This window comes from Pseudoalteromonas sp. AOP31-A2-14 (assembly GCF_052378035.1).
Taxonomy (GTDB): Bacteria; Pseudomonadota; Gammaproteobacteria; order Enterobacterales; family Alteromonadaceae; genus Pseudoalteromonas.
Genome location: NZ_JBQSXI010000001.1, coordinates 871084 through 888716, shown reverse-complemented (window position 1 = coordinate 888716; position 17633 = coordinate 871084). Strand labels below are relative to the sequence as shown.

At 40.3% G+C, this 17633-nt stretch carries 14 protein-coding genes; 7 read left to right on the top strand and 7 right to left on the bottom strand.

Going from position 1 to position 17633, the window contains the following annotated elements; all coding sequences use genetic code 11:
• Positions 1-234: 234 nt before the first annotated feature.
• Positions 235-1437 (top strand): MFS transporter, encoded by a 1203-nt coding sequence (locus ACT3S9_RS04115; RefSeq protein ID WP_444750751.1) that lies wholly within the window; start codon positions 235-237, stop codon positions 1435-1437.
• 54 nt (positions 1438-1491) lie between these two features.
• Here ACT3S9_RS04115 and ACT3S9_RS04110 read toward each other — a convergent pair whose 3' ends face one another.
• The gene (locus ACT3S9_RS04110) at positions 1492-2160 is read right to left on the bottom strand and encodes a DUF1499 domain-containing protein (RefSeq protein ID WP_444750750.1); all 669 of its coding nucleotides are present in this window, start codon (positions 2158-2160) and stop codon (positions 1492-1494) included.
• Positions 2161-2162: 2 nt separating this feature from the next.
• The gene (locus ACT3S9_RS04105) at positions 2163-3299 is read right to left on the bottom strand and encodes an ISAs1 family transposase (protein ID WP_008466968.1); all 1137 of its coding nucleotides are present in this window, start codon (positions 3297-3299) and stop codon (positions 2163-2165) included.
• 352 nt (positions 3300-3651) lie between these two features.
• Between ACT3S9_RS04105 and ACT3S9_RS04100 the strand changes: the two genes are divergently transcribed.
• Positions 3652-3873: a hypothetical protein gene (locus tag ACT3S9_RS04100; RefSeq protein ID WP_441835113.1), complete on the top strand. Its 222-nt coding sequence runs from the start codon at positions 3652-3654 to the stop codon at positions 3871-3873.
• Positions 3874-3905: 32 nt separating this feature from the next.
• Here ACT3S9_RS04100 and ACT3S9_RS04095 read toward each other — a convergent pair whose 3' ends face one another.
• The 3 genes from ACT3S9_RS04095 to ACT3S9_RS04085 all read right to left on the bottom strand — a co-directional run bounded on the left by ACT3S9_RS04095 (position 3906) and on the right by ACT3S9_RS04085 (position 7212).
• Complete coding sequence (locus tag ACT3S9_RS04095; protein WP_441835112.1) at positions 3906-5258, bottom strand: magnesium transporter; 1353 nt, start codon at positions 5256-5258, stop codon at positions 3906-3908.
• Between the two features lie 63 nt (positions 5259-5321).
• Positions 5322-6320 (bottom strand): helix-turn-helix domain-containing protein, encoded by a 999-nt coding sequence (locus ACT3S9_RS04090; RefSeq protein ID WP_444750749.1) that lies wholly within the window; start codon positions 6318-6320, stop codon positions 5322-5324.
• 61 nt (positions 6321-6381) lie between these two features.
• On the bottom strand, positions 6382-7212 hold the full coding sequence (locus ACT3S9_RS04085; RefSeq protein WP_444750748.1) for a GGDEF domain-containing protein: 831 nt from the start codon (positions 7210-7212) through the stop codon (positions 6382-6384).
• Between the two features lie 209 nt (positions 7213-7421).
• On the opposite strand from ACT3S9_RS04085, the gene ACT3S9_RS04080 reads away from it, so the two are divergent.
• The 5 genes from ACT3S9_RS04080 (at position 7422) to ACT3S9_RS04060 (ending at position 15967) form a co-directional block, all read left to right on the top strand.
• The gene (locus ACT3S9_RS04080; protein ID WP_089367531.1) at positions 7422-8183 is read left to right on the top strand and encodes an IS5 family transposase; all 762 of its coding nucleotides are present in this window, start codon (positions 7422-7424) and stop codon (positions 8181-8183) included.
• A 196-nt stretch (positions 8184-8379) separates the two neighbouring features.
• Positions 8380-10686 (top strand): TonB-dependent receptor plug domain-containing protein, encoded by a 2307-nt coding sequence (locus ACT3S9_RS04075; protein ID WP_444750747.1) that lies wholly within the window; start codon positions 8380-8382, stop codon positions 10684-10686.
• A gap of 64 nt (positions 10687-10750) precedes the next feature.
• Positions 10751-11725 carry a metallophosphoesterase gene (locus ACT3S9_RS04070; RefSeq protein ID WP_444750746.1) on the top strand — a complete coding sequence of 325 codons (975 nt, stop codon included), beginning with the start codon at positions 10751-10753 and terminating at the stop codon, positions 11723-11725.
• Positions 11726-11735: 10 nt separating this feature from the next.
• A complete protein-coding gene (locus ACT3S9_RS04065; protein WP_444750745.1) occupies positions 11736-13694 on the top strand; it encodes a phytase in 1959 nt (652 codons plus the stop codon).
• Positions 13695-13927: 233 nt separating this feature from the next.
• Positions 13928-15967: a prolyl oligopeptidase family serine peptidase gene (locus ACT3S9_RS04060; protein ID WP_444750744.1), complete on the top strand. Its 2040-nt coding sequence runs from the start codon at positions 13928-13930 to the stop codon at positions 15965-15967.
• Positions 15968-16176: 209 nt separating this feature from the next.
• Here the strand turns inward: ACT3S9_RS04060 and ACT3S9_RS04055 are convergent, their stop codons facing one another.
• Positions 16177-16761, bottom strand: a complete 585-nt coding sequence (locus tag ACT3S9_RS04055) for a YqaA family protein (RefSeq protein ID WP_444750743.1) — start codon at positions 16759-16761, stop codon at positions 16177-16179.
• 282 nt (positions 16762-17043) lie between these two features.
• Positions 17044-17517 (bottom strand): VOC family protein, encoded by a 474-nt coding sequence (locus ACT3S9_RS04050; protein WP_444750742.1) that lies wholly within the window; start codon positions 17515-17517, stop codon positions 17044-17046.
• Between the last annotated feature and the right edge of the window lie 116 nt (positions 17518-17633).

The window sequence follows — 17633 nt, the reverse complement described above, 5'->3', positions numbered from 1 at the left end:
GTAAATGTAACTGAAACATGGAGTCATAATTAGTTTTTTATTTATTAACATTCCAGTAAAATCAACATGTGGAACGTTCCTAATTGATTCACCTTAACTAGCTTTAATACAAGATCCTGAAGTATTTTTAGCATATAATGCGGCATAATTTATTCTCCTTGCAGTTTTCTGCATACCAACTATTCATCCAGCTTCTTTCGCTGTTAAATTTATCATTCTTTACAAGGGTTATCTATGTCATCGCATCCTAGCGCCGCTGATAGTTCAACTAGCACCGCTGCTATTTTGTTAGTACTTGCACTCGGCACTTTTATTTTGGGGTTATCAGAGTTTTCCATGATGCCTATGCTACCACTGATCACCGAGACATTTTCTACCACACCAGCGCAAAGCGGATATGCAATCAGCGCATATGCACTCGGCGTTGTTGTGGGCGCGCCAATTTTAATGCTCACTACCGCAAATATTCGTAAGCGCAAAGCTTTATTGATATTTATAACCATGATGTTTATAGCAAACGGTTTAAGTGCACTTGCAACGTCATTACAGCAGCTAGTTATATTTCGCTTTTTAAGTGGGCTGCCCCATGGCGCATATTTTGGCGCCGCTATTTTACTTGCCGCAGAAATAGCACCATCAGGTAAACGAGCTAGCTTTATGTCTAAAGTATTTATGGGACTCACAGTAGCAACCATTGTTGGTGTGCCTGTTGTAACATTAATAGGCCAAAATTTTAGTTGGCGATATTGCCTAGCTGGTGCTGCGGCGCTTGCTTTACTCGCATTATTTTTAGTTTATAAAGTAGTACCTAATAAAGAAAACCTACAACCTTCAAATATTATTAATGAAATGGGTGTACTTAAAAATAAACTCGTTTGGTCAGTTTTGGCGATCATAATTATTGGCTTTGGTGGGGTATTTTGCATCTATACCTATATTGCCGATACAATTTTAGTGGTCACCCACACACCAGCCTATACTATTTCAATCGCAATGATCATGTTTGGTATTGGTTGTACGCTAGGCAATTATGTACTTGGTAAAGCAGCTGATCACTCTCCACTTTACACCACTGGTTTTACCCTAATATGCGCAATAATTTTTGCAGCGTTATATGTCAGTGCCAGTGAACATATTTGGCTAATGTATCCGGTAGTCTTTTTTATAGGCTGCAGTGTTGGTCTTGGTACGGTTATTCAGGCAATGCTGATGGATATTTCCCCTGATGGACACGCTATGATTGGCGCTTTAGTACAATGTGCTTTTAATGTTGCTAACGCAATCGGGCCATGGGTAGGAGGTCTTGTAATCGCAAATGGCGCATTACCTAATAAAACAGGTTATGTCGCAGCAGTATTATTTACTGGTGGATTTATTATGTGGCTTATCAGCGCATTACAAATAAGCAAACAAAAGTCTACCGCTGCTTCTTACTAGTAACAATGACTCAAGAAAACCCAGTTAGCTAAACTAGCTAACTGGGTTTTCGCTTTACTTTAAACTAAGTTCTTTATTTAGTTCATTAATAAACACTTTAATACGCTCTGCATTTTTACCTAAATCACTTTTACCAACGCGTGACTTACTACGGATATCTAGCTCGCTGGCATCCCCTCTACTGCTAACTCTTACCACCACATCATCTTTAAAACCAAACCATACAGTTGCGTCTGTAGCTTCTATAATGCCTTGTTCAACATCATAGTTAACTAGCTCCCAACCAAGTGCATCTACGGCATCTTTTGCTACGCGAAAGACATGTTTTGAATTTTCTGTGTAGTGTAATGTGGTTAGTTCTGGGTATGCTTTTAACTGCTGTGCTGCTGTTTTAGCGCCAGCGTATTCAACAGGGTTTGGTGCATCTAAGCGCAGCTTAGCTATCGCATTAAACTCAGGCGGGGTAACTACATCAGTTGAAATATCATGAATCGGCGGCACACTTTTAGCTTTGCTCATAATACTTAATGGCATGGTAATAGCCATTAATGCAAAAATAGTACTCATACCAGCTAATCGCCAATTAACAGTGCTGCGCATAAAAATCACTTGCACAATTAACAACAAAATCACTGCACCGCCAGCATAAACACCATAGCGAATAGCAGCAAACGCTGGACCTAGATCTAAAATATTAAACTTATATAAGGGCCCAGGTATCACGGCTAGCGCATTTTAATCCCAGACTCTAGCAGGGTTGAGCGGTAATCATCGTCTAGCCCTGCCATTTTCTTTTTCCTCGCCATACTTGCTGACTTAGATGCATCTTGTTTAAAAAGCGCCATGGCTATCTTTCGCATTACATTAAACATTAATGGCCCTTGAAGTTTGCGTATTCTCGATTCATCTTCTCTGAAGTTCATATCAAGCATCCAATGCATGCTTTCAACCTGCCAGTGACTGCGTACTGCATTGAGTGCTTGCGCTGCATTTAAGTCTAATGAACTTATATACCAGCGTGTTTCAGTGGTATCCGACCCTGCCGACTTATCATGAACTTCAGCCCTGACCTTAATAATACTCGTTAAGCCAGGCCAACGATAATCCTTGCCTAGCCAGCTTTTATCTATAAGTAACTGCTGGCATGTACGTGTTTCAACACGCCCATGTCCTGAGCTTATTTCGGTATGTTCATCACAATTATGCTTAGTTAACCTTTCACGCTCGCACTTGTGCCACCACGCTTCTAGTTCCTTTTGCATGCCTGAATGATTACCTTTAAGTGCAAGAATATAATCTGCTTTTTGTTGGATGATTTGTTTTGCTATTTCTTGTTGGCATCCCATCGCATCTAACGTAATGATACTGTTTTCAATATCGAGCAGGGTGAGTAATTCTGGTATTGCGGTGATTTCATTTGTTTTATTATCAACAGCCGTCTGCCCAAGCACTAACTGGTGTTGGCAACTCCATGCACTGACCGTGTGTAAGGCACTTTTTCTGTCTTTTGTGGTAAATGAACGCCGTGCGGTTTTGCCATCGATAGCGATGATATCTGCACCTGTAGTTTCAATCAGTGATGATATCCAAGATTGAAATGCCCTTTCTATTTCATTTGCTTTTAACCGACACATGACGCGAGCAATCGTGTCATGTTTTGGAATTCCTGCGTTGAACGTGCCGTATTTTTTTAACCAATCAAGCTTTAGGTGCCCAAAGTCTTCAATATCTTCCCATCCTTCTGCACCAGAGAGTACAGCGCTAATAGCAAGGAGAAGAATATCGATAAGTTCATGCTTTTTACAACGTTCAATGCGAGGATCTGTAATTGAATTAAAATGTTTCAGAAAAGTAGTGCTCATATTTATGCGACCAAGTAATTATTATGCCTTGATCTGATCACTACTTGCTCTATAAGTTCAATTTATAATGATCTTGCCGTGGCCCAGGTATCACAACTAATAAAATAGCCAGTATACTGACCAAACTAACAAATTTTTTCATTTTATGCTCTTTATTATAACCGTTTAAATTAAAACCACTTACGCCTTAGTGCACCTTAACGAGAGTTAAAGGTCGAGACAAAATAACATTACTAAATTAAAAATAATAACGATCACCTCATATAAGCTTCTTTTTTGCAAAACTGTCACTTGTATCTTGAAATAGTTTGCGTATATTTGCAAAGCATATGCTGTCACTTGGTATAAATAAATGAACACAGAAATTCGCTACCAATTTAATACCTCACAAATAGCTAACCGCTTTTTAAACGAACTTAAAAATTGGTCGGTTGCGAAGGTGAATGCACGTTTAATTAATGGCGCAAAAGCGGTAAAAATAACCTACCTTTTTGATGGTAAAGGATTTGACTATACCTGCGCTGAGCTAGACGACTTGGCCGCTAAACATCAGGGTGAAGAAATCAGCAAGTGATTACAAACATCACTTGCCTTAACAACTCGCTTTTATAAAAGAAGTAAACTACCCAACCCTAAAAAGGTAACAAAACCAACAATATCAGTTACCGTGGTTAAAATAACAGACCCGGATAACGCCGGATCTATTTTCATTTTGTCGAGCACTGAGGGGATCACAACCCCTGAAATAGATGCCACAATCAAGTTTAATAATATAGCGACAGTAATAGTTATGCAGAGCATTATATCGTTAAACCAAAAATTCGTTAGCACACCAATCACTAACGCCCATACACACCCATTTACAGCCCCTACGCGTAATTCTTTTTTAAGCAAGGCCTTGCGGTTAGAATCAGTAACCTGACCAAGCGCTAAACCACGTACTATAACGGTTAAAGTTTGACTACCGGCTATTCCGCCCATAGAGGCAACAACAGGCATTAATACAGCAAGCGCCACAACCTGCTCTATAGTTGCGCCAAATAAACCGATAAACCACGAGGCTAAAAATGCTGTTACTAAATTAATGCCGAGCCAAATACCCCGGTTTTTTGCTGACTTTCTAACGCTTGAGAATAAATCCTCATCCTCACGTAAACCACCCGCTTTAGCAGCCGCTTCATCGGTAACTTCTTGGCGTAATTCGTAAGCTGAAGATACTTTTAAACGGCCAAGCAATTTATTATCAGCATCTACCACCGGCATTGCCATTTTTTCGCTGTGAATCACCACTTCAGCCGCTTCGTATAAGTCATCATCAGCATGCAGTGAGGCGACCTCTAAATTTGCATACTCTAACAATGAAGCTGATTCTGCGGCTTTTAATAAGTTATTTACACTCACCTCTCCAATAAGCGTGCCTTTTCGACTAACTAAATAAATCACTTCGGTAAACTTTGGCAGCCCTTTGTGTAAGATTTTTTGTGCGCCACCAACGGTCAGCTTTTCTGACACTTTTAAAGCATCAAAATCAAGCCAGTGACCCAACTGTTCTGGATCAAACTGCTGCGCTAAATCGTATTGTTTAGTTTGTACTTCATCAAGTTGCCTGCGTGCATAATCAACAAAGTGCTCAGGTATAACCTCTTCAAGCTCAAGTAACTCTTCAACACTAACTTCATCTAAAAGCTTAAACCCCTCAGCTTCATCAAGAGTTTGTAATAGCCAACGACAGCTATCAGCGCCCAGATTGATAAAAATTTCATGCTGAGTGTCTTCATCAAGTAGTTGCCAAATTTCTAGTCGTTGCTCTTTTGGCAACGCTTCGAATAATAACGACAAGTGCTCAGTGGAGAGTTTTTCTTTAGCATCCGCTAATAACTTATTCTTTCGTGTCGTGGTATCACACTGTAATAGCTCATCAATAAGCTGAGGGAGTTGATCAACAGGATACTCAATCATATTAAAAACTCGATAAAAGATAGTAATAACATGAGTCTAACTTAGCGTGACTAAAATTGGCTATTATATTTTTAACTGACTTGGTGTAAAACCCGTCCAGCGTTTAAATGCACGACGAAAATTGGGTATATCGTAAAACGCTAAACGCATCGCGACTTGCTCATTACCTTGCTGACAAACCCCCAGTAAATGCAGAGCTTTGAGTTTATTTTGTTCATCTTGTAATTGCGAATAACTCACTCCGTGTTGTTTTAACTTACGTTTAAACGTAGCTGGGCTCATTGCAAAGTATTGAGCACTATTGGCAAGGCTGTTGTTTTTATCGTAATAAATACGCTTACAAACCGCTTCAACAAAAGAAACCGGAGACTTTAGATACTGCTGGCTTTGTGCCAAACATTGTTGCCAGCGTAATTTACTGGCTTGAGGGTTAGCGTATTTGAGGAGCTGCTTGTCAAAGTGCCAGCGAGTAAACGGTTGCTCAAAACGTACCCGTAAACCTAAATGTTGCTCATATTCTTGAATATGCCTAGGTCGTTTGCAGGTAAAATCAAAATAACAGTGCGGATAGTGATTGCTGACTCTTTTGAGTAAACTCATAAACGCAGCGCTGTAAATTTCAAAGCTATAATTTTTTAATGATTCGTCCATACCAACACTTGGCTGTAAGTACAGATAAAAATCATCGTGAAAAATATGCTGGCGAGTAAAAAATAAAGGCGCAAGCATGGCGCGAATTAGGTGCAATTGTTTTAAAGACTCACCGAGCCTAGGGCTTAGCTGAACACTTTGCATTGCAGGGCTAAAGTCATTAATCAATTGATGACCAAGTAAAAAACCACTATCGTTACTTTTCATTAAGGTTTTAAACTGGCTAATTAATGCCAGTAGCTGCGATACACTAAAACGCTGTGATAAATTATACAAATCTTGCTCAAAAATACCCGTACCACGCAGCAGCTTATGCAACGAGATGCCACGCCCTTGAGCAAGTTCCACCAGCGCTGTTATGATACCCTCAGCGCTGATGTATTTATCCTCTAGACTAATATACTGCTGCACCTACAAGCGCCTTTTGTTGTTGTAATTGTTGATGTAATTCGCTGGTTTGCTGCACAGGGTCTTAGTCAAAGTCCATTGCCATTGTCGCGGTTAAAATATGCTGAAACTGCGCGCCTTTGCTTTTTGCGACTTTAAACGCACAATGGTTAAGGGCCGCTTTCATTTGCGCTAATAACTCTTTTGCTTGGCTTTGACTGGTACCCGGCATAAGCACAATAAAGCAGTCACCCGCATAGCGGCATAACACATCATTCAAACGGCAATTCATTACTAATAAATCACTGATTTCTCGCAGTAACCTATCGCCTTCACTAAAACCAAATTGAGCATTAAATTTTGCAAAGTCTCGAATATCAATGACACCCAAAGTGGCGACTTGTTGCTCACTTTGACGTTGCTGTATTAACGAATGTAAATAGTTAACTCGGTATAACCCTGTTACAGGGCAGACTTTTTCATGTTCTCTTAAATGCCCTTCACGCCGACGTAATTGACGGTTTAAAACAAACTGCTCTTGATGCCAATAATAAAGCCCAATACTGGTTAGCGACATACCTAACGGTGCAGGTAATGATTCAAACCAAGTGAGCCATAATTGCGAAGGTTGTTTAAACCACTCATCGAGTAGATCAAGCGTGGCTGAAAACATAAACAAACCTAAGCCAAGTACCAACAGCGTCGTTACTTTGCCTGGCGGGCGGGAAATTAATAATGCGATAATCCAGCTAAGAGTCATCAACACAATTCCACCTTCACCGACAATATCGAGCCACGCAATTTCTTGCCATTGTTTAAGCTCGCCAAAGTATGCACATATTGCAACGGCAATAACCAAGAACAAAATAATCGTATTGGTTAATTTTACATGGCTGGTAAATGGGTTATATCGCATGATATTGAGTCTTCTTAAGCTTGGTTTGATCCATATCCTAGCGCGGGATCATTTTATACATCAGGGTCATTTTGGCTCATTGATATGACATTCAGATTAAAGTTTATAAATAAATTATCTAGGGCGTGTTGATCTTTGTGGTATGAAAAACAAACAGCATGAAGATAAGGTATAATTGAATTCGCCAGAAAACTTTACACCGAACCTACATGCCAAGATTAATGTTAACAGACGGGACATGGAATGTCTTATCAAAAGTAATGTACTTAAGTGGTCGAATTTATAATAAGCCCAACCATAGAAAAACGCTCGAAGGCATACTGTATAAGATGCGCACAGGTATTCCATGGCGAGATTTACCTTCTGATTTTGGCCGTTGGAGTGCTATCTACAGACGGTTTAATTTATGGTCCAAAAAAGGGATTTTGAATGAACTGTTTCGCGCATTATCTCGTGATGCGGACATGGATTGGGTCTTCATTGATGGCAGTATTGTCAGGGCTCATCAACATAGTTGCGGTGCAAGAACTGCTGACAATGAATCAATTGGAAAGAGCCGAGGTGGAAATTCTACGAAAATTCATCTTGCAGTCGATAGCGGAGGGTTGCCTGTTTATTATGAATTATCCTGTGGGAATACGCATGATATCGTCCATGCAGAGTCACTCGTAGCTAATTGCCCAACAAGTAATATGGTTGTCGCAGATAAAGGCTACGACAGTGAAAAACTGAGAGCGTTTGTTCGTGATAATAACGCTACACCCGTTATTCCACGTAAGGGCAACAGTTTAGTAGGCAATGAAGATATTGACTGGTGCATGTACAAATATCGGCACTTGGTTGAGAATGCATTTGGCCGTATTAAGCAATATAGAGGGATAGCCACGCGGTATGAAAAGCTTGAACGAAATTATCATTCAATGCTCGCTTTAGCATTTACTATGATGTGGCTACCAATGTGGGCTGATTGATATATGTACTACAAAGATCAACAGCCCCTAGTAACAGCCATTATTAGTGACTTGTAACACTGTTTAAAAAGCTCAAATGAAGAGTCTAAAGCCGATAAATTAAGAGGTTATCGCGGATTAACTTTAAAACTGTCACATTAGCGTCATTAACTTTTTTTAGTTTGCTCACCAAACCAAGGACAACCGGAGCAAACCAATGAAACAATTTAAACTAAATGCTGTTGTAGCAGCACTCGCACTGAGCCAATTTAGTGTTAGCGTCAATGCACAAGAACAAACATCATCAACAGAGCCAGAAGTAAAAGTTTCTGAAGAACTTGTTGTATACGGCGAGATTGGTTATCGCAATCGCTCGCAAGAATTAGCCCCTACGCTTGAGTACTCACAAGAATACTTTCAGCGCTTTGAGCCATTAACGGCGGGTGATGCACTAAAGCGTGTTCCTAGTGTGACTTTTTTATCAGACGTACTTGAGTCTGACGGGGCACGCATGCGTGGCTTAAGCCCTGCTTATACAAAAGTACTTATCAATGGCGAAGAAGTGCCAGGTGCTGGCGCTGACCGCTCATTCTTTGTTGACCGTATTCCAGCTGAATTAATTGAGCGTGTAGAAATTATTCGTTCATCAAGTGCCAACCGCTCTGCCGATGCAATTGCCGGTACACTTAACATTGTTCTTCGAGATGGCTATAGCCTAGATGGCGGTTACATTCGTGCTGGTGCTCTTCGTTATGACGATGGTGAAATTAAAGAAAGCTTTGCGGGCGTTTATGGTACTGAGTTTGCCGGTGGCCGTTTACTATTAGGTGCGAATTTACAAGGTCGTTATAACCCAAAACAAAAATCAAGCATCCGATATGGCGATAGCCCAGAAAATAACCCTAATTACGCAACAGATGATTTTGATAACCGTGAAGATCAATCTGATACCCGAGATGGTGATGACACATCACTTAATGCCAGCTTTGAAAAAGCATTTGATAACGGCGGAAAATTTGATATTAGCGCAATGTGGGTTGACACCGACCGTACCGAAGACGAACGCTCTTTTGAATATAACGATGCAACTGCAACATCAGGCTCAATTGTTGAAGGCGGCAACTTACTCTCAGATAACGCGAACGTCGCGTATATTGACCAAACTAACTACAACATTAACTCAGGTTATGAATTACCACTATTTGGTGGTATCAGTAAGTTTAAAATAGGCTATGCCAGCTTTGAAGAATCAGTGTACGAGCAAGAAGTTGAGCTTGATACATCTGAACTACCTATGGTTTTTGAAGAAGTAGAAGAAACTGTTGATATCGATGATAAAGAATGGTCATTACAATGGCAGCATAGCTTACTTGTAGCTGATACAAAAGAAGTTCAATTTGGTGCTTTTGTACAAGGTAAAGAGCGCGATACAGCCATTTTTGAAGCAGAAGATGAAAATGAGCAAACACTTACAGGTTGGGATCAATTTAGCCAGACTCCTATGTCACTCGCTGCATTTAATAACGAATTTGAAGCTGTGGACGGTGGTGTTAATACACTTGAAGAAGACCGCTTTGATTTATTTGCGCTAATCAAACATGAAGATGAACTGTTCTCGTGGGAAATGGGAGTACGCTGGGAGTCAACTGATTCTAGTATTACTGATACCAATGAAAGCGTAACAGCCGAAAACGATTATGACTTTTTCTTACCATCAGCTCACCTTCGTTACAGCGTAAGTGATAACGGCCGTATTAGTGCATCTGTAGCTCGCAGCTTACGTCGTCCAGACTTTGATTACATGACACCGGCGCTACTTGAAGAAGAGCTCGCTGATAATGACTTTTTAGGGAACCCAAATCTTAAACCTGAATCGTCTTGGGGTATGGATTTAGGCTACGAATACCGTTTAGGTAAAAGTGGTGTTGTGGGTGTTAACCTTTTCTACCGTGACGTTAGCGACTTAATCGAGATTGCCAGTACTGGTGCTGAAGGCTCTGAAGGCCAAGGCACATTTGTACTGCAACCACAAAATACCGGCGATGGCATAGTTCAAGGTATTGAATTTGACTTATCAACACCGCTTAACGCGTTCAACATGCCTAACACAGGTATATTCTTAAACTATTCTTGGCTCGACAGTAAAGTTGAAGATAGCTTTGGTGAACGTAAATTTAATGACCAATCGGATTACGTTTATAACATTGGCTTTATTCAAGATTTACCTGACTTAGCCGCATCATTTGGTGCCACATACCGTAACCAAGGTGATGCATACGGACGCTTTGTTGGTGAAGAAGTAACGACCTCTTATGGCGCTGACCTAGAGCTGTTCGTTGAGAAGCGCTGGGAAGATGTAACACTTCGTCTAGTTGGTTCAAACTTACTTGATGCTAGTAAAGATGAAGTATTTAACAAATTTGATTCGCTTGATGATCAAAACAACCGTGATTTTGATGAGTACGAGCTTGAATCTGAAGAAGCAGGTCCTGTAATTCAAGTCATGCTGCGTTACGCGTTCTAATAACACTCACAGTTATATTAGGCACATAGTAGCTTATCACTACGTGCCTTTTTGGAGTTACACCATGTTTAAATTGTCTTTCTTTACAGCCGCCCTGCTCTCGTCATTTGTGCTTAGTGCTGGGGAACCTGTTATTTATAAAGATGCGCTTTATCAACAGCAAAAAATTGCCAAACTAAATACGCTACCGGATAGCCTTAACTTTATGGTAATAGGTGATTGGGGGCATAACGGCCACTTTTACCAAAAAGAAGTGGCTCACCAACTAGAAATAGCCATGTACCAAACCGATGCCGACTTTATAGTTTCGACAGGCGATAACTTTTACCCTAATGGTGTGGCAAGTGTTAACGATCCGCTATGGCAATCAGCTTATGAAGACATATACCACGGCCCGCATACATTTGAAGACTGGTATGTTGTATTAGGTAATCACGACTACCTGGGTAATGCTCAAGCACAAATTGACTACACTGACAAAAGTCAGCGCTGGCAGTTACCTGCAAGGTATTACAGTAAAACATTTACACTTGAAAACAACGAACAAGTATTAATGGTATTTTTAGACACCAACCCGATTCAACCGCAGTACAAAGATCGCGAAAAATACCGTTCCACCCAAGGCCAAGGGTATAAAACCCAGCTTACTTGGCTTGAAACCCAACTTGCGGGAAGTGACGCAAAATGGAAAATTGTTGTGGGTCATCATCCACTTTACTCAAGTGGTAAACGCTTTGGTCGCAACCAAGGTCTTCGCGATATTTTAGAACCCATAATGGAGCGTCATAACGTGCATGCTTACATCGCTGGGCACGAGCATGACCTGCAATACAACCAACCAAAAAATAGTAAGGTTGCCCATTTTGTCTCTGGCGGTGGGAGTGAAGCGCGCTTTGTAAAGCAGCGTGAGTTTACCCGCTATGCAGAAACAACTCCTGGCTTTTTAAGTGTATCTATCAATGGCGAGACACTAAGAGTGAACGCTATTAATCACCTTGGTGAAATACGCTTTAGCACTGAAAAGCACATAGATAAGTAAAGGATAAATAATGAACTTTAAACTAAATTCAATTTCAGTAGTGCTTTCAAGTGCACTTCTTGTAACTGCGCTGAGTGGCTGTACAAGTAATGAAGTTTCTCAAACTAAAAGTAATGCTGTAGTAGCAAAACCGACTATTGCTGTTAAATTGTTTGGCCCACAGAAAAACATACAAGGCTCGCAAGCAGCTGCACTTGGTAATGATCAGTGGCTAATTGCTAGCGAAAGCCAAGGCTTATTATTTGCCGATAAAAACCAAAGCAGTGTACTGTTAGCTGGTAACTTTGAATCAATATCACTGAAAAAAATATCAGCACAGCAATTTTTGCTGGCAAGCCTTGATAACAACCAAGACAATGTTGTTATTTTTAGCCTTGTAAAAAATGGCCTATCTTGGCAGTTAAATGAGTTAACGCGTATTACTCCCCCTCAAGCGCAACCTGATGCAGTGTGCTTATTTAAAAACCTCAACAACGAAACAGTATCTGCATTTGTACCTGATGTCCGTGGCTTGATCAGCGAAACTATTATTTATGATTTAGCTACTGATCAAACTAAAAATGTCGCTGTGCGTGAGTTCTCAGCAGTTACAGAAGCATCTGGCTGTGCGGTAAACGATGAAACTAAAACTCTGTACGTCGGTGAAGCAGAGCTGGGGGTTTGGGCTATCAACGCTGATGCTGAATCAGATGCGAATAAGCAACCAGTTGCACTAGTTGAGCCATACGGTGAACTAAAAACTGAAATAGGTGCTTTATCTGTCTCACAAGATGGCACTTTATGGCTAACCGCCACTGACGATAATATGGTTTATGCCTACAACGCTCAAACAGAAAAACTGAGTCAGTGGTCGCTTTCTGGCGAGCTTGCAATTGAATCAGTTGCAGCCCACTTTATTAGTGATAACCAAGCAGAGCTGATATTAATTGATGACAAAACGGGCGCATATATTAAAGCAAACGTTAACCACACGCCACAAACTCATATTCAGCACAGCAAAGTGGCTATGAGTCACATTAAAGCAAGTGCACAAACAACACCCGTTGAAGCTTTTGGTGATGCAGCTGATGACCCTGCAATTTGGGTAAATGAGAAAGACGCCAAAAACAGCTTAATACTTGGCACAGATAAGCGCCGAGGGCTAATGGTATACGACCTTGATGGTAATAAAGTACAGTCCCTCGATATAGGCCGTTTAAATAACGTTGATGTACGTCAGCACCCTGAAATAAACAACGAAACCAATACTTGGATCACGGCAAGTAACCGTACTCTTAACAGCATTAGTGTATTTACTATTGATGGCGACAACAAAGTAAACCACGTAACAGAAGTTGCCACTAACTTACCTGAAATTTACGGTATGTGTATGTATTCATCTGATTCGGGTCATTATGTGTTTGTTAATGATAAATCAGGCTTATTCCAGCAATATAAATTAATGGGTAACCAAGACAACCTAAACGGTGAGCTAGTTAGAGAGTTTACATTGCCAAGCCAACCTGAAGGTTGTACTGCTGACGATAAACTAGGTCAATTATTTGCCGGTGAAGAAGACCAAGGTATTTGGTATATAAATGCAGAGCCTACTGCGGGTAGTTCACCAGTGATGTTGCAAGGCGTTAACGAGCAACTCGTTGCAGATGTTGAAGGCATGGAAATTTATCATGCTGATGATGCCCGCTATTTAGTGGTGTCTAGCCAAGGCGATAATAGCTATGTTCTTTATAAAATATCAGATGATACACAACCTAGCCTAAGCTTTGCTGGTAAGTTTAATGTAACAGCTAATCTTGATAAAGGTATTGACGGTGCAGGTGAAACGGATGGTTTAACCGTTACATCCGCTGCTTTACCAGGCTACCCTGAAGGCATGCTTGTAGTACAAGATGGTTATAATCGTATGCCGCTACAACCACAAAACTTTAAGATTATTGACTGGCGTGAAGTAAAAAAAGCCATCAAATAATTTAAATAGAAAAATGCCGCTTCATTGCGGCATTTTTGTCTTCAAGCAGTCATGGTGCCCATTTGTAAGTAAACGCTAATGGAGCCTTTCTCTATATACCCCAAAATATCGTCATTAACAGTTTTGTATATATTGCAATTTAACTTAAGGACGAGCTCATTAATCTCAATTCTCTTGCTCAAGAAATTTTTGCACCTTAGGATGATGTTTTATTATACAAAAAATGAAAAACTATGAAATTAAATGCATTACTAACATTAAGCTCGGCGCTGCTCTGTGCGTCTTACTCCGTACAACTTTATGCAAGTGACACTTTTACTGCCGAAGACATTTTCCAGCTAGAGTATGTCAACAACCCGCAAATAAGCCCTGACGGAAAGAAAATCATCTACCTAAGAAGTGGTTATGACATCATGCAAGATGCTGCAAAACGCAGTATTTGGATGTACGATGTAAAGCAAAATCAACATTACCCATTGCTCGCTGATGAACATAATTACGGGCAACCTACATGGTCTCCTGACTCTAAAAAAATCGCATTTACGTCCAACAGAAGCGGAAGTAATCAACTTCATGTTTATTGGTTAGAGCAAGACAAATTAGCTTTATTAACACAGCTACCTAAATCAATACGTAGTTTAAGTTGGTCTAATAATAGCGACAACATTGCATTCACAATGAATGTGCCAGCTGGTAAAACAGACTTTGTGAAGTCAGTTAAATTACCTAAAAAGCCTAAAGGGGCCGCTTGGTCAAAACCCGTTAAGGTTTATGAAAAAGCCCGCTATCAAGCGGATGGTTCTGGCTATTTAGAACCAGCCTATCGTCATGTATTTGTTGTACCGGCAAATGGCGGCACAGCGAGGCAATTAACAACGGGGAATTACCAGCATTATGGGCCACTTGCATGGTCTCCAAATGATAGCAAACTCGCTTTTTCATCAGATCAGCATGTTGATTGGGAATATCGCACCACTGAATCTGATTTATATGAAGTTGATATTAATCAAGGTACTTACACCCAGTTAACTCAATTGCCTGGCCGAGAGTTTCGCCCTACGTATTCAGAAAATGGTAAAAAAATTGCGTTTCTTGCCCGTGATAACGCCCCCGTTCCCTACATAAATTACCAGCTCAATGTCATTACTAAAAGTAATAAAAAAATTGCCAACATAAGTAATAACTTTGACCGCTCAGTTGCTGATTATAAATGGTCAGGCAACGGTGACTTTGTTATTCAATATGACGATTTTGGTAAGCGCAAACTGGCAAAGTTATCATCCAAAGGTAAAGTAACCGATCTTGTGGATTCGCTATCGGGAACTTCTATCGGTCGCCCGTATATCAGTGGTAGCTTCAGCCTCGCTAAAAATGGCGCGGTTGCATATACCCAAGGCAGTAGTCAGCGTCCGGCTGATTTAGCGTACTTATATAAAGGAAAAAGCAAAACCTTAACCACTTTAAATGAAGACTTACTAGGTCATAAGCAATTGGGTGAGGTTCATGAGTTAAATGTTAAGTCTTCATTTGATAATGAAAATATTCAAGGTTGGTATATTACTCCACCTAACTTTGATAAAACTAAAAAGTACCCTTTATTACTTGAAATCCACGGTGGCCCACACTTAGCTTACGGACCTAGTTTTACAGCTGAGCTACAACGATACGCCAGTGAAGGTTATGTTGTTGTATATGTAAATTACCGAGGTTCTACTAGTTACGGTAAAGACTTTGCTTTATTACTAGATGGAAAATATAGCTCAAAAGAAGACTTTGCCGATCACGACTCAGCGGTTGATGCCATGATAGCCAAAGGGTTTATCGATGAAGAAAACTTATTTATAGCGGGTGGCTCTGCAGGCGGCATTGCTGCTGCATATGCAATTGGCTTAACCAATCGCTTTAACGCCGCGGCAATCACCAAACCGGTAATAAATTGGCTGAGTAAAACGCTAACAGCTGACAGTTATATCGGCCAAATTCGCAATCAATTCCCTGGTATGCCTTGGGATCATGTTGAGCATTATTGGCAACGTTCTCCTTTGTCATTAGTAGGAAACGTTACAACACCTGCTTTACTTATGACAGGTGAAGAAGACCGCCGTACGCCTATTTCAGAGTCTGAACAATTCTATCAAGCTCTCAAGTTACAAAAAGTAGACTCCGTTCTTATTCGTGTACCTGGTTCTCCACATGGTATTGCAGGGCGTCCATCTCGTATGATCTCTAAAGTAGAACACACGCTTGCGTGGTTTGAACGATATAAGAAATAATTAATCTATTATCAAGGCTGCAAGCAAGTTTGCAGCCTTTTGATTTTAGCGAGGGAATAACCATTACTTGCAATCAATGTCTTGCCTAAATCACTTTTAATTCCAACTGAAACTCGCATCTTGAGGTGGTTGGGTATACTCCCCGCTTATGTCGGCACAACATTTCCTGTGTAGCTATTTTCACACCCAAGACAAAGAAAGCGCTTGGTTTAAAATAAGGTGCTAATCCACCAAGCAATAAGCACCAATGCAGTTAAACCTACAACCGCTTTAACCTTATGTTTTTCAATAACTTTTTGCGCTTGGTTACCAGCGTAATAAACCACTAAAGCTAAACCAAAGTAACGAATAGATCGGGCTATTGTGGTCGCCAGTAAAAATAGCGCCAAGGAGTATTTAGTAGCGCCTGCTGCGAGCATTGCGACTTGAAAAGGAATAGGCACAATTCCCAAAGTCATTACAAACCAAAATCCTTGCGCCTGCATTTTTTGTTTCACTTGCTCAAACTGTTCCGGGTTTGAAAAGGTATTAATAGCCCAATCACCAATAGCATCAAATAAGTAATAGCCAAGTCCGTAACCCACCAATGCACCAACAATACACCCCAATGTAGCCATAAATGCAATCAGCCAAAGCTTTTCTCGCCTTGCTTGCATTAGCGGTACCATCACAGCTTCCAGAGGGATTGGCACTATGGTCGATTCTAAAAACGACGCCACAGTAATGCTTTTTAGCATATGTTTTGAATCGACAAACTGACGCGTTCTTTCTTTAAGGCTTTGCATTACACTCATAAACAACTTCCGTATACTATTATACTAGCACTGTAATATATTTATGATTAACCTGCACTTATCAAACAATAGCGATTTAACGCTATAGATTTCAGTGCTCCACTATCGCTTAACTCCTCACATCGTAAATACATAAAAGCGACGGTAAGTATGGGTATAATTAAAACAGAATAAGATGAGCGACCAAAACAAACTGCACAGCAGGTTGAGAATAATTTATACGTAACAACTAATACAGTTCGAAATACGGTTATAGCAGCCTATTAATAATATTTCTCACAGTTAAGCATCTTGATCTTTACACATTAAATCAGCCATGCGTTTATTTAACTCATCTTCACTAACATCTTCTTTATGAGTGCCAATAGTCCATACATGGCCAAATGGGTCTTGTAATGAGCCAGCTCTATCACCATAGAATTGGTCATGTATGGGGCGTACTTCTGTTGCACCTAATTCAAGCGCTTTGGCAAATACCGCATCAACATCTTCAACATACAGCATAATACTCACTGGCGTGCCACCAAGCTCATCGGGGCTTTTAAAATTTACCTCAGGGCACATATCAGAGAGCATAATATTCGAATCACCTATTTTTATTTCCGCGTGAGCCACTCCGCCATCAGGCAACGGCATTTGCATTATTAGCTCTGCATTAAATACTTGCCGATAGTACTCAATTGCTTTAGTTGCACCATTAACAATTAGATAAGGGGTTATTGAGTGATAACCTTTTGGAATAGCTGAAACTGCCATTTTATACTCCCTATTCATTGCATAATAAAATCGAATAAGATCAAATTACTCATTAGTTTACAGAGTAGTTTATAGTTAAGTAGATTGAAAATTAAAATCAGCTATACGTTAATACT